Annotated in this window: 13 protein-coding genes; 5 read left to right on the top strand and 8 right to left on the bottom strand. The window is 58.7% G+C overall.

Features of this window, described 5'->3' with window-relative positions; all coding sequences use genetic code 11:
- Positions 1–252: 252 nt before the first annotated feature.
- Both IEW09_RS04515 and IEW09_RS04510 read right to left on the bottom strand, forming a co-directional pair.
- Positions 253–1,020 (bottom strand): class I SAM-dependent methyltransferase, encoded by a 768-nt coding sequence (locus IEW09_RS04515; protein WP_188552921.1) that lies wholly within the window; start codon positions 1,018–1,020, stop codon positions 253–255.
- Positions 1,021–1,080: 60 nt separating this feature from the next.
- On the bottom strand, positions 1,081–1,605 hold the full coding sequence (locus IEW09_RS04510) for a hypothetical protein (RefSeq protein ID WP_188552920.1): 525 nt from the start codon (positions 1,603–1,605) through the stop codon (positions 1,081–1,083).
- Between the two features lie 117 nt (positions 1,606–1,722).
- Between IEW09_RS04510 and IEW09_RS04505 the strand changes: the two genes are divergently transcribed.
- Together IEW09_RS04505 and IEW09_RS04500 are read left to right on the top strand one after the other, a co-directional pair.
- Entirely contained in the window at positions 1,723–2,337 is a 615-nt protein-coding gene (locus tag IEW09_RS04505; protein ID WP_188552919.1) for an HIT family protein, read from the top strand.
- Between the two features lie 80 nt (positions 2,338–2,417).
- On the top strand, positions 2,418–2,699 hold the full coding sequence (locus tag IEW09_RS04500) for a hypothetical protein (RefSeq protein WP_188552918.1): 282 nt from the start codon (positions 2,418–2,420) through the stop codon (positions 2,697–2,699).
- Between the two features lie 112 nt (positions 2,700–2,811).
- Here IEW09_RS04500 and IEW09_RS04495 read toward each other — a convergent pair whose 3' ends face one another.
- From IEW09_RS04495 to IEW09_RS04480, 4 genes are all read right to left on the bottom strand, one after another.
- Positions 2,812–3,396 carry a nuclear transport factor 2 family protein gene (locus IEW09_RS04495; RefSeq protein WP_188552917.1) on the bottom strand — a complete coding sequence of 195 codons (585 nt, stop codon included), beginning with the start codon at positions 3,394–3,396 and terminating at the stop codon, positions 2,812–2,814.
- A 248-nt stretch (positions 3,397–3,644) separates the two neighbouring features.
- Positions 3,645–4,757 (bottom strand): tetratricopeptide repeat protein, encoded by a 1,113-nt coding sequence (locus IEW09_RS04490; protein WP_188552916.1) that lies wholly within the window; start codon positions 4,755–4,757, stop codon positions 3,645–3,647.
- Positions 4,758–4,910: 153 nt separating this feature from the next.
- A complete protein-coding gene (locus IEW09_RS04485) occupies positions 4,911–5,198 on the bottom strand; it encodes a putative quinol monooxygenase (protein WP_188552915.1) in 288 nt (95 codons plus the stop codon).
- 9 nt (positions 5,199–5,207) lie between these two features.
- A complete protein-coding gene (locus IEW09_RS04480) occupies positions 5,208–6,518 on the bottom strand; it encodes an adenylosuccinate synthase (protein WP_188552914.1) in 1,311 nt (436 codons plus the stop codon).
- A gap of 293 nt (positions 6,519–6,811) precedes the next feature.
- Here IEW09_RS04480 and IEW09_RS04475 point away from each other — a divergent pair, with 293 nt between their 5' ends.
- The 3 genes from IEW09_RS04475 to mutM all read left to right on the top strand — a co-directional run bounded on the left by IEW09_RS04475 (position 6,812) and on the right by mutM (position 10,996).
- The gene (locus tag IEW09_RS04475) at positions 6,812–8,032 is read left to right on the top strand and encodes an acyltransferase family protein (protein ID WP_188552913.1); all 1,221 of its coding nucleotides are present in this window, start codon (positions 6,812–6,814) and stop codon (positions 8,030–8,032) included.
- Positions 8,033–8,112: 80 nt separating this feature from the next.
- Complete coding sequence (locus tag IEW09_RS04470; RefSeq protein ID WP_188552912.1) at positions 8,113–10,152, top strand: fused MFS/spermidine synthase; 2,040 nt, start codon at positions 8,113–8,115, stop codon at positions 10,150–10,152.
- 37 nt (positions 10,153–10,189) lie between these two features.
- Positions 10,190–10,996 carry a bifunctional DNA-formamidopyrimidine glycosylase/DNA-(apurinic or apyrimidinic site) lyase gene (gene mutM / locus IEW09_RS04465; protein ID WP_188552911.1) on the top strand — a complete coding sequence of 269 codons (807 nt, stop codon included), beginning with the start codon at positions 10,190–10,192 and terminating at the stop codon, positions 10,994–10,996.
- 79 nt (positions 10,997–11,075) lie between these two features.
- Here the strand turns inward: mutM and IEW09_RS04460 are convergent, their stop codons facing one another.
- Positions 11,076–11,972, bottom strand: coding sequence for an ROK family protein (locus IEW09_RS04460; protein ID WP_188552910.1), 897 nt, complete (start codon positions 11,970–11,972; stop codon positions 11,076–11,078).
- Positions 11,973–12,002: 30 nt separating this feature from the next.
- A complete protein-coding gene (gene sthA, locus IEW09_RS04455) occupies positions 12,003–13,400 on the bottom strand; it encodes a Si-specific NAD(P)(+) transhydrogenase (RefSeq protein WP_188552909.1) in 1,398 nt (465 codons plus the stop codon).
- Positions 13,401–13,531: the final 131 nt, after the last annotated feature.

Genomic DNA, 13,531 nt, shown 5'->3' with positions numbered 1-13,531 from the left:
CGGCGCTTGTCCGGGGAGCAATCAGCAATCCAATAGGGGACGCTGGTTGATTCTGAATCCCCCGTAACAGCTTCGGCAGGCAGGAATGAACTACATCTAGCAGAGGAGCTGCTGCACTTGGGTCCCACACGCAGTGGCTCACCTAAAAGCATAGAACTTTGGGTTCTATACGTCAACCAACTACGCTCTTAGAGTCAGCCAATTTGGATACTTTTGAGCAAATTTACGAAGACGTAACCTAACAAACACCCTCTAGCCTGACAGTCGCGCCAGAACCAGAGGTTGGTAAAAGCCACTTTCAGACGGCATAAGCCAATCAATCTCTCCGAAGCCAGCAGTCCTCAGAACATCTGAAAGCTCATTCCGCAGCATACATCGATATTCCGAAACGAAATGATGTGTCTTCCATTCCTCGTCTGATTTGGCCGTAATGTACAGGTGTACGACATATCTGGTGTCGTCGATCCAATCCCATACCTGATGGACAATGCGCCGATTCTCATGCGTGCCATAAAACGTCGGTTCTTGAATCGTCGGTTTTTGGAGGATGAGTTTGTCGTAGTCGCGAATACTTGCGAGGAACAACCCCTTTGGTTTGAGCTTTGAGACTATCGCTCGCGTTGCTTGTCCAAGTTGAGCGGCATTCAAGTGTGGCAAGGCATTGTCCATAGCTACTACAACATCAAATTCGCTCTCGGCAATCTCTCGGAGCGACGTCATGTCTGAAACGTAGAACGAGAGATTCAGAGAGCGACAGAGAGCCTCCTGTTGTGCTCGTTTGACTTCACTCGGGCTCAGGTCCGATGCGACGACGTGATGACCCATCGCCGCAAACCCGATTGCCTGAGTTCCAATCCCGCACGCGCAATCCAAAATCTTTAAAGGATATACAGAGGTTTGAGATGCCAAAAGACCACCTAAAATCCTGGACTGACGTTCAATGGCACTATCCCAATCCTCGAAGATAAGGTGGTAATGGTCAGCGAGTGCTTCGTAAAATTTCAGGGTTTTCTCGGCCATCGTGAAGCCTATATTTTCTGATTATTATTGTGGCTCGCAAAACGGAATTCTTGCAGCGTATCAGCGACTGCGCTCGCGCACGAAATTCGCTGCCGGAAGACCCAGCCACTGCGGAATCATCATCACCCGCGGAAAGCCGATCAGCGGGCCAGTCGCAAGGTTCGTCAACATCTTCTCCGTAAAACCCGGCATCTCCTTCGCAACCTGTTTCCACGTCATTCCCCGCCTGCCGCGCTCCGCGTTGAGCGCCGCATGCATGGCCGCCGTATCGAAGCGGAGGATGCGGCAAGGACCACCTTTAGGCAGCGTTTCGCCCAATAACGGCGCGGATTGCCGACCTGTGCAGAAGCTCTCCGGCGTACGCCCAAGCCACCGCAAAACCTGAAGCACTACCGCGCTGGTGACCGACCGCTTGGCGTGCATGCTACGAAGCGTCGTGACGCTGATCGGGATCGAGGGCGTGCCCCGGAACGGCTCGTTGATCTCCCCCGTCAGCGCAACCCAGGTCAGTTCGCGCGCACAACGCTGCTCCTCGAGCGCAGCCTGCAATGCATTCATATCAAAGTCGCAGAGTTGAACTCCCATGAGTCGGATTCTGCCACAAGGCTCATGAACGCCACGACAACGCCGCCACCGACGCCCCTCGCTCTTCGGCAGCGGTCTTCATAAAATTCTCAGAAATTTCACCTTATACTCGCTTCTATGGATCGTCTCTGGACCCCTTGGCGCTACAACTACATCACCCGGGCCGACGAGCAGGCCCGCACCGGCGTCCCCCCTGCGCTCTCCGGCTGGCCTGCCTCCGAAGACAAGCACTGCGTCTTCTGCAACATGATCGCCGCCACCGACTACGCCATCGCCCACGGCATGCCGCAGGAGAAGGCCGAGCAAGCCGCGCACATCCTCCATCGCGGGCCTAACTGCTTTGTCTGCCTCAACGCCTACCCCTACGCCACTGGCCACGTCCTCATCCTGCCCTACCTGCACGTCGACTCGCTCGCCGCCCTTCCCCCCGAGCCCGCGCAGGAGATGATCCTCACCGCGCAACGCATCGAGCGTAGCCTTCGCCACGTCTACCACCCCGACGGTCTCAACCTCGGCATGAATCTCGGCGAATCCGCCGGCGCAGGCGTAGCCAACCATATCCATCTCCACGCCCTGCCGCGATGGAGAGGCGACACCAACTTCATGACCGTCACCGCCGAGACCCGCGTCCTCCCCGAGACCCTCGACGTCACCTGGACAAAGCTACGCGAGGCCTTCTCCACAAGTTCATCGAGCGCCGCTCCATCGAGTGCAACTTCCGCACCGAAGTAATCATCCTATGCCTTATACGACGGCGAAAACCTTCGCCATTCGAGGGCACAATGTCCATCCTTCATTCCTCCCCTGCCTCCTTGAGGGCGGACTCCCCGATCCCCAATCAGCATCGCGGAAGTTTTACCCCTCAGCCCCGTCCCTACCTCGTCAATATCAACATCAACGGCCAAAAACGTAAGTCCATAAAATCTGCACAACAATACCTCGCGCTCTTTCCCCACGAAGCGGAAGATGCGCGCCTCACAGGGTGTACCCGTTCTCTCTACCGTCGCCTTCTTGCGCTCAATCTTCCCGGTTCTCTTACCCGCATCCAGGCACACTCCGAGACAGTTCTGGTCATCGACTCGAAGATAGCCTGAGCGATAACTCCTTCAATTTAGAGTGAAACGGCCCTGCCAACGGCAGGGCCTTCTTATGTCGCAGAGCATCTACGGTGCTTGAAATCTAAAACTCTCTGCTTGCAATCCTTTTTTATTTCGATTCCGTCGCAGGCTGAGGCTCGCCAGGGGCCACTGGAGGAACCTGCGAATCGGCGGTCTGTCCATCGTGCCGGTGATGGTGCTCGCGCGTAGCCTCGAAGCTCGTGATCCTCCACTGCCCCGTCGGCAGATGCCGATAAATCCTGGTGTAGCGATACGTTCCCTGCACCGAGATCCCATCATTCGTACCCTCGACCTGCGCCTGCGAGGTCACAATCGCGACCGCCCCCACCAGCTTTACCTTCATGTCACTCAACTCGATCTTGGTCAGCACCATCCGCCGATCCGTCACCCGGCGTAGCTGCTGCGCCTTGGTATCCACCTCTCCCGTCATCGAGATGCCCACATAGTCGTCCGACAACATCTTGCCCATCGTCCCGGTATCACCCGCAAGCTGCGCCACCCGCCACTGCTCCTCCAGGGCCTCCACCTGCTCCTTCAGGCTGTGCTTCTTCACGTGCACCGCTGGATCTGCAAACGCCCGTTGCCCCGCTACCCCGACGGAGATCACCGCGAACGCTGCGAGCGCCGCGATCAGACCACGACGAAGACGAATTGGTTGACCATGTAACGTCATAATGCGTACCGGATGGTAGACCGCTTCACGCCAAGAGTCAAAATAACTTTCGTTACATCCTTGAGATGCCCAGAATTCCTTGGAATTCATGCTCGTCCCCCACAAGCTTCAAGGCGCACGCTGAAAGTAACCGGGCGCTATAGAGGTTAGACTCCTGCGAAGCTCCGAGAGGTTTCTCCATGCCGTTTTTGTCAGGGAAAAGACGCACCCCACATCGGCAGATCGAACCACCGCGACGAACATAAAGACTACGAGTGTTGTCCTACGGCAGCGGCCTGCTTGTCCTTCAACTTCTTCAACTCATCGAGCGCGTGCAGCGAGTCTTCTCTTCGCCCCAGCTTCTGGTACACCCTCGACAACTCGTAGTAGCCGCTCTGTTTGATGAAGTCCGAGGGATCGCTCTGCATCGATCTCTCCAGCCACTTCGCCGACTCCTCGTTCTTGCCCACCTTCGACAGCCCCAGCCCCAAATAAAAGTAGCTCGGCGCCGGACTCGCATGTGCCTCAATCGCCTGCCGCAGCAGCGCAATACCCGCCTCCGGGTCGCCACGCTCCACGTCGATCTTGCCCAGGTTATAAAGAGCGATTCCGTTGTGCGGATCGAGCTTCGCCTCCTGCTGGTACGCCTTGGTCGCATCGTCGAAGCGGCTCAGCTTCTGATACTCATCCCCCAGCGACTCATAGAGATCCGCATTCGTCGGCTCCTTTGCCACCGCCTTCTCGAACTCCTCGACCGCCTTCTCCGGCTGCCGCAGCGCCGAATAGCTCTCTCCCAGCGCCTTATGAACGCGCCATGAATCGGGATCGAGCTGGTACAAAGCCTGGTACGACTCCTGCGCGATCAGGCTGTGCGCCCGCGCCCGCAGGTAGAGCAGGTTCGGATCTTTTGGCGATAGCTCCACAGCCTGATCGAGCGGCGGAGCCGCCTTGTCCGCGTCTCCTACGCCCAGCTCTACGATGCCCAGCCACGTCAGCGCCTCTACGCTCTGCGGCTGAAGACGAATCTCCTCCCTCAGATTTGTCGCCGCTTCGTCCACCTCGCGCATCTGATACTTCGCGATGCCCAGAAACATATGCGCGCCCTGTAGCTCCGGGTTCAGCGCAATCGCCTTTGCCAGCGAGACCTCGGCGGCATCCGGCTTGCCCTCGCGCAGTTGGATCAGTCCCAAGTCTAGAAACCCCTCGGCAAACCCGGGCGCTGCGACCGTCGCCTGCGAGAAGTACCGCTCTGCCGCAGCAGCATTCCCCTGCCGCATAGCGGCTGCTCCCTGCTGCATCAATTGCATGGCCTGCGCATTGGGTTGCTGCCCTTGAGCCGAAGGAGAAAGTAACAGGAACGGCACAAGGAACAGACCGCACATGGGAGTACGAAATCTAGTAAGAGAGATCATGAGAGATTTCAACGAGACCTGATTATAGCCTCGCAACTTCACCCCGCAGCACAAGCTTCCGGCAACAAAAATGCTCCCCCTCAGGGGAGCACTCATGCCTTTCAGTTAGAGGTTGCCGGCAGCTCAGCAGACAGCCGTAAGGTTCTCCACCTGCCGCTCGCGCATCCTCTGGTAGAGTCCGCCAATCGCATATTGGTGAAAGTGCGGCGTCGTCCGGTGGTGCTCAAGCGCAGCTTCGTCCGCATACTGCTCATAGATCAGCACCGTGCCCAGATCGCCCTCAAGAAAATGCGCGATATAGCTGACGCATCCCGGCTCCTGCCGCGAAGCCACCGTCAGATGCCGCAGCATCTCGGTAATCTCCGCATGATCGTCATGCGCAAACGTCATTCGTACCGTAAAGCTCAACATACCTGGCTCCTAAGAATTCAGCGCTTCTTCAAACCCTGCAATCGTGATCGTCTGGTCGCGGTCCGGCCCGGTCGAAACCATGCCGATCTTCGCACCCGACTCCTTCTCGATAAAGTGCAGATAATCCTGCGCCAGTTGCGGCAGTTTGTCGAACTCCGTAATTCCCTCGGTCGAAGACTTCCAGCCCTTCAGCTTGGTGTACACCGGCTCAATCGCCTCAAAACCGCGCATGTCTGCCGGAATCACGTCCGTCAGCTTACCGTCGATCTTGTAGCCCGTGCACACAGGAATCTCGTCGCACTCGTCCATCACGTCCATCTTGGTGACGACCAGCCACTCCGTGCCATTAATCATGTTGCTGTACCGCAGCAACGGCAGGTCCAGCCAGCCGCAGCGCCGCGGACGGCCCGTCACCGCGCCATACTCCTGTCCGCGAGCACGCAGCAGGTCAGCAGAGCTGTCATGTATCTCCGTCGGGAACGGCCCCTCGCCTACGCGAGTCACATAAGCCTTGGTCACGCCGATCACAGTCCCGATCAGCGTCGGCCCAACTCCCGTACCCGTCACCGCCCCGCCGGACGTAGCCGACGACGACGTAACAAACGGATACGTTCCATGGTCGATATCGAGCAGCGCACCCTGCGCTCCCTCGAACATCACCTTCTCGCCGTTCTTGATCGCCTCGTTCAATAGCACCGCAGTATCCGTCACAAACGGTGCCACTTGCTCGGCCAGCCGCGAATACTCCTCATACATCCCCTTGGGGTCCAGCGGCTCCGTCCCAAACAGCGCATGCGCAATGGTGTTCTTCTCGTCGCAGGCGTTCTTGATGTGCGTCCGCAGCAGCGCCGGGTTCAGCAGATCGACCACCCGCAGCCCGTTGCGATGAACCTTGTCCTCATACGCCGGCCCAATGCCGCGCCGCGTCGTCCCAATCTTCGTCCGCCCCGGAGCCGTCTCGGCCGCCAACTCGATCATGCGGTGGTAGGGCAGAATCACCTGAGCCCGGTTCGAGACAAAGAGCTGGCCGTCGACCTTCAGGCCAGCGTCCTTCAGCTTCTTCACTTCGCTCAAAAACGCCATCGGGTCAAAAACGACGCCGTTGCCGATCACGCCCTTGCACTCCGGCCGCAATACGCCGCAGGGAATCAGTTGCAGCACAAACTTCTTGCCCTTGATGATGACCGTGTGCCCGGCATTATGGCCGCCCGCATACCGTGCCACGACGGAGAACTTCTCCGACAGCACATCGACGATCTTGCCTTTGCCTTCATCGCCCCACTGGGCACCCAAAATAACCGCTGTTTTGCGTTGACTCACGAGAACTCTATTCTCCAAAGGATTGGTTTGGCCGGAAAGAAGCACATCGCAAAAAGCAGCGCTTCCCTTCTATCATACCGTGTCCCACGCCAACCCACCCTCCATCCTCATAACCTGTCTAAAAACTCAACAAATCCAAACTCGAAAGCAACGTCATCTCGACCGGAGGCGGCGTTCTTTGCCGCCGCAGTGGAGAGATCCCCGTATTTCGCTCTTATTCTTGTGGTTGCATATTCTCTACCCGGATGCGCCACAATTTAAGCGTATGGTGGGAATGTCCTCGCATACTATCTATGCCTGAACCACTTCCGCCAGAACCCCTCCCATCTTCTCCAAGACACACCGGCGCGGCATCGCGTTACTACATCGCTTTGGATGGGCTCCGCGCCGTTGCGGTCATAATGGTCTTCAGTCAGCACTATTTATCGAGTAAATCGGCAATTTTCGGCTGGGGATGGGCCGGAGTCGATATCTTCTTCGTTCTCTCAGGCTTCCTCATCACCGGCATCCTCTACGACAGTCGGCAAAAGCCACACCGCTACCGCGATTTCTACATCCGCCGTACCCTCCGCATCTTTCCGCTTTACTACACGCTGTGGCTCGCCATCCTCCTCGCAACGCCCATCGCGCAATGGCAATGGAACTGGAGATGGGCGCTCTGGCCTGCCTACGTCGGCAACTACGCCCGCTTCCTGTTCCTCCATCAACCCGGCGATCCTTATCGTTTTGTGCGAATCACCTTCGGCCCTCTCGTTCAGGGATGGTTCAAAAGCCCGATGAATCTCTACATCGGCCACTTCTGGTCGCTCTGCGTCGAAGAGCAGTTCTACCTCCTATGGCCCTTTATCGTATACACCGTGCGAAAGCGAGAGGCGCTCATCAAAATCTGCCTCGGTGTCATCATCCTGATGCCGTTGTTTCGCTGGCTTCTCTCCGTCCTCGTCTCTCCCCAGATGCTGAGGATGGAGCTCTTCTACCGCAGCCTGCCCACGCGCCTCGATGCATTGCTCATCGGCGGTCTGATCGCCCTTTGCCTGAGAGGCCCCGAACAGGCATGGCTGCGCCAATGGCGGCGATGGCTGCTGGTTGCCGTCGCATTTCTCTTCGCCTTCACCTATTTCATTGCGATGGACATCATGCACCTGCCGTTCTACGGCTCCGCTACGAACTGGGTCGGCATCATCGGCTTTACCTGGATCGATCTCTTTGCCGCCGCCCTTATTCTGGAATGCATTCACCCCGGAAGCACGCTCGGTCGCGTGCTCAGCCTGCGCCCACTTCGCAGCCTCGGCATCGTCAGTTACGGCTTTTACGTCTACCACGATCTCTTTCACGACTTCTACAGCTGGTTCGGCAACCGCTTCTTTCCTGCCCACGCCTTTGCCGTCACCACCATCAGCGCCTTCCTCTGCTCTATCGCAATCTCGGCCGCCAGCTACAAACTCCTCGAACAGCCCTTTCTAAAACTCAAAAACCGGTTCACAGATCAGGTTCACAAAACTCCCTCTGTCTAGAAGCGAGCCGAATAGCATAGACTGGCTCGTCTCGCGGATCCCCTGTTTCCAGATCGTCCATTTCCGGATCGCCTACCCCTATGCCCTCAACGCGCTCGCTCTACGGCTTCGCCATCTTCCTCTCGGCCTTCCTCCTCTTCCTGGTCGAGCCCATGTCGGCAAAGCAGCTCCTCCCCGCGCTGGGAGGCTCCTCGGCGGTCTGGCTCACCTGCCTGGTCTTCTTCCAGCTCACCCTTCTGCTCGGATACGTCTACGCGCACTGGCTCACCCGCCATCCTTTTAACCGCAGCCAACGGCTGCTCTACTTCGCCGTGCTCGGACTCGCCATCGCCCTGCTGGCCTCGCAGCGGCTCCTCCACCCCGACCTCAGCCAAGGCTCGGAGCATCCAGTCACCACCATCTTCTTCGCGCTGACGCTGACCATCGGCCTTCCCTTCCTTCTGCTCGGCTCCACCAGCCCTCTCTTACAGATATGGCTCTTCCGCAAACAGGGAGGCCAAGTCCCCTACCGCCTCTTCGCCCTCTCAAACGTCGGCTCGCTGCTCGCCCTCATTGCCTACCCCACGCTGGTCGAACCCCACCTCACCCTCAAGCTGCAACGCCTTCTCTGGGCCATCGGGTTCATCGTCTACGCAGTCCTATGCGCCATCCTCTCAAGACAAGTGCCCGCAATAACACAGGCCACGCCACAAGAATCCGCCGCCCCCACCGCTCTCCCAGCGTCATCCGCCGCAAAATGGCTCTGGTTCCTCCTCCCCATGGCCGCTGCCATGCAGTTGAGCGCCGTCACCAGCCACATCACCAGCAACATCGCCGCCATCCCCCTGCTCTGGATTCTTCCGCTCGCCGTCTACCTCATCACCTTCATCCTCGCCTTCGAGTTTCCCCGCCTCTATCGCCGCAGCATCGTCGTCCGGCTCATGGTCGTCATGCTGGCCAGCCTCGGCTACGCCATCTCCAAGATGGACACCAGCATCCCCATCGGCCTCGCCATCCTCTTCTTTCTCTTCGAGTGCTTCATCGCTTGCCTCTTCTGTCACGCCGAAACCTACGCCCTTCGCCCCCGCCGCCCATCCGAAACCACGCTCTTTTATCTCCTCGTCGCCGCCGGCGGAGTCACCGGAACCTTCTTCATCGGCATTGCCAGCCCATTGATCTTCGCCGCCAACTACGACCTCTCCATCACCTTCCTCGTCACTGCCGTACTCGCCCTCGTCGTCACCTGGCCTGACGGCTGGGGCCAGCGCCTGCTCTGGGCCACCGGCAGCGTCCTCGTCGTCTTCCTCAACTTCGCCCTGCACGCCGCCTACAAGCAACAGGCCCTGCTCGAAACCCGCAACTTCTACGGCAGCCTCCGCGTCAAGGAGTCGGTCACCCACGAGGGCCAGCCGCTGCGGTCGCTGCTCAACGGCACCATCCAGCACGGCAACCAGATCTTCAGCCCCGGCCTCACTCGAACCCCCACCACCTACTACGCCAAAGACTCCGGCATCGGCCTCGCCCTCGCCAACTGCTGCGCCAACCGCCCGCGCAATATCGGCGTCGTCGGCCTGGGAGCAGGCACCATCGCGGCCTATGGCAATGCAGGCGACCGCATCCGCTTCTACGAGATCAACCCCCACGTTGAACCCATCGCACGCCACCTCTTCACCTACCTTCGCGACTCACCCGCCGCCATCACCGTCACCGAAGGAGACGCCCGCACCTCGCTCGCACAAGAAGCTCCGCAACACTTCGACGTACTCGTGCTCGACGCCTTCTCCGGCGACGCCATCCCTCTGCACCTGCTCACCACCGAAGCCCTCCGGCTCTACCAGAAGCACCTCGCCCCCGGCGGCATCCTCGCCTTCCACGTCTCCAACCAATACCTCAACCTCGCCCCCGAGGTAGCGCAACTGGCCAACTCCATCCACATGCAGTCGATGATCTTCGACACGGCATCCGCAGACGCACGCGGAGAGTTCCGCTCGACCTGGGTGCTGGTCACCGCCAGTCCAACCTTCTTCACTCAGCCCGGAGTCGCCCTCATCGCCGCACCCATCACCGCCGTCCCCAACCTAAGGGCCTGGACCGACGACTACTCCAGCCTGCTGCCCATCTTCGAGCCCACAGGCCACTAAAACTCTATTCACCGCCTCCCCTATACTCGAAAAAGTCATGCCCGAGCTTCCTGAAGTAGAGACCGTCGCCAACGGCGTCCACGAACGCACCCACGGCCAGACCATCCGCGCTGTCTGGACCAGCAACAAGCCGCAGACCTTCAAGACGCCGCCTGACCAGATCATCGAGACACTCACTAACAGCCGCATCGAGCGGGTCCATCGCGTAGGCAAGACCATCGTCATGGACGTCATTCGTAATAAGAAGCCCGCACAGTTTCTCATCCACCTGGGCATGAGCGGACGCCTGCTCGTCTCCGATCCTAAAGTTCCTGTGCCCGCACACACCCACGGCATCCTCACGCTCAGCGGCGGACGCGAGATCCGTTTTGTCGATCCCCGCCGTTTTGGGCGGCTGTCTATTGCTGAAAGTACTTACGAAGGGCCGGGCAAGGAGCCGCTGACTATCTCGCTCAAAGATTTCATCGCCCTCTTCCGCAATCGCAAGACGCCTATCAAAGCTGCGCTGCTGAACCAATCGCTGCTGCACGGAGTCGGCAACATCTACGCCGATGAGAGCCTCTTTCGCGCCGGAATTCGCCCGCGCCGACAGGCCGGACGGCTCACCCATGCAGATCTGGGTCGCTTGCGGACTGCTTTAATTGACGTTCTGAAGCATGCGATTAAATTGGGTGGATCGTCAGTCTCCGATTATGTCGATGCAGAGGGAATTGCAGGATTTTTTCAGCTTCATCACAACGTCTATAGCCGAACGGGCGAGCCTTGCCGCGTCTGCAAGACTGCGATTGAGCGCATTGTTGTCGGAGGGCGAAGCACCCATTTTTGCCCTCACTGTCAGAAGTAACCGGTAAAAGCGCGAATTACCGGTTACACTGCTACGAGTGTAACCAGAGAAAACTACTTTTACCGGTTACATTGAGAATTTAGCGCTCGAGAGCCTGCTCTGCCGAGATCGCCGCACCGATCACTCGCGTGACCGGCTTGTCTTCGACAATCTCGAACGAATAGCTCTGCAGAGGGCTCATCTTGACCATCTGCTGCATGTAGTCCCGCAGCATCGCCAAGTCGAGAAAACGCACGTTGAACCCAGTCAAAAAGACGCGTCCCGGTCCGGACATGTGGATCGATGTAGCGGTCGCCGCAGCCAAAGCCTTGTGCCACATACGTTTGAACTCCAGGCAACGCGGATCGCCGTTCTTCGCAGCTTCGAAGACCTCTTCCGGCTCCATGTCGAGGAAGCGGAGCCGCATCGCGCGATGTCCCATAATTCCTTCAAGATGGCCTCGGCCGCCGCAGCCGCAGAAGTGCTCCTTTTCGTCGAGGGTCACGACCGTATGGCCGCCCTCCCAGACTCCCGGCAAAAAGGGATAGCGTCCGTATCCGATGCCCACGCCGAGCGACCACACGCGGATAGTGCTGTCGAGCTTGCCGTGCGCCGAGGCCAGCCCGGCGGCCATGGCGTCGGCGTCGTTGACGGCAGTTACCGAAACGTCGAGGTCGTGATTGCGCAACTGGGTGCGCAGCAGCTCTTCGATGCGTGCGCCCTTCAACTGGGGCAGATTCGGAGACTCTTCGACGACGCCGTTCTTGATCAGCCCCGGCAGAGCGACGCCTACGGCCGTAACGCCCTTGGTGCCGTTGACAGCAAGCACCACCTGCTCGCAGATGGTTTTGACCAGACCTTCGGTCGGCATCTCGACCAACGCGTAGCTGTCGTCCTCGTGCTCAGGAAAGCGGTGCAGCTCCCCCACCAGTTTGTGGTCGACCACCAACCCGGTCGACATCTGGTTCGATACCTTTACGCCAACAAACTTTGTCATGCCTCGTCCGCCTCATCTTCGGCGCCGCGTCTACTCAAACTTGCTAACGCGATTCAACCCGTTGAAAGCTGCAACTTTATAACATTCAGCCAAAGTTGGATAGTTGAAGACCGTATCCACGAAATACTCAAGCTTTCCGCCCAGTGCCATCACCGCCTGGCCGATGTGCAGCAGTTCGCTGGCACCTTCGCCGATGATGTGTACGCCAAGGATGGAATGGTCGATGCGGTGGAAGATCAGCTTCAACCGTCCGGTCGTATCGCCGCGAATCTGACCGCGGGCGATCTCGCGGTAGTAGGCCACACCGACCTCGTAGGGAACGTCCTCTTCCGTCAACTGCTCCTCGGTCTTACCGATAAAGCTGATCTCGGGAATGGTGTAGATGCCGTAGGGATAGAGCCCGGGGTTCGACAGCACCTCTTCGTCGCCGAAGGCACGCGCTGCGGCGATACGTCCCTGCTCCATCGAGACCGAGGCCAGCGACGGAAAGCCGATGACATCGCCACCGGCAAAGATCGTCGGCACCTTGGTCCTGAAGTCCTTGTCCACCGGGATTCTGCCGCGTGAATCGGCCTCGATGCCAACGGCTGCCAGATTCAGCTCGTCCACATTGCCCTGCCGACCGACGGCGTAGAGCAGCGCATCGCCCTGAACCTTCTTCTTACTTTCGAGGTTGGCGACGACCGTGCCGTCGGGCATCTCTTCGACCGACTCCACCTCTTCGTTGAGGCGCATCGTCACGCGGGAGTCACGCAGATGGTAGCTCAGCGCCTCGACGATCTCCTGATCGGCAAACTCGAGCAGGCGCGGACGGCGCTCGATGAGAGTGACGCGCACGCCGAGGGCCGAGAACATACAGGTGTACTCCACCCCGATGACACCGCCGCCGACCACGATCAATGTCTTGGGCAGGTTGACCATCTCGAGGACGAGATCACTGTTGATGATGCTGTGTCCGTTGATGGGCACCTTGGGCGACGCAGCCGGCTTAGTACCGGTCGCAATCAGAACGTTTTTGGCCTCGTAGACGGTCGAGCCGCGCGAGTTGGTGACCTTGACGTGGGTCGCGTCTTCAAAGCTGGCGACGCCGACCAGCATCTCGATGTTGTTGCGGGAGAGCTGCGCCTCGGTCACGTCGACTTCGGTCTTGATGACGTGCTGGACGCGGAAGGCGAGGTCCGCCATGGTGATGCGTTCCTTGACCCGGTAGTTCATGCCATAGATGGACTTGTAGTTGTAGCCGGAGAGGTGCAGTACGGCCTCGCGCATCGTCTTCGAGGGAATCGTCCCTGTATTGATGCAGGCCCCGCCCACCACCTCGCGCATCTCTACGAGCGCAACCTTTTTGCCCAGCTTGGACGCATAGATGGCCGCCCTCTGCCCGGCAGGGCCGGAACCAATCACGATCAGATCGTAAACACTACTCATATGCAATGACTCATCGACAATTTTCTTACCCCAGCTTACTCAGCGATGATTAAAATCCACGCTGCGGTGTAATGAATCGTCCGGTTAGCGGCCAATAATCGCACTGTCCATGACCGATTTTTTTTGAAAAA

The sequence above is a fragment of the Edaphobacter dinghuensis genome, from assembly GCF_014640335.1.
GTDB classification, from domain to species: domain Bacteria; phylum Acidobacteriota; class Terriglobia; order Terriglobales; family Acidobacteriaceae; genus Edaphobacter; species Edaphobacter dinghuensis.
Note: the sequence above shows the minus strand (reverse complement) of the source record. Positions and strands in the feature narration are given on the sequence as shown.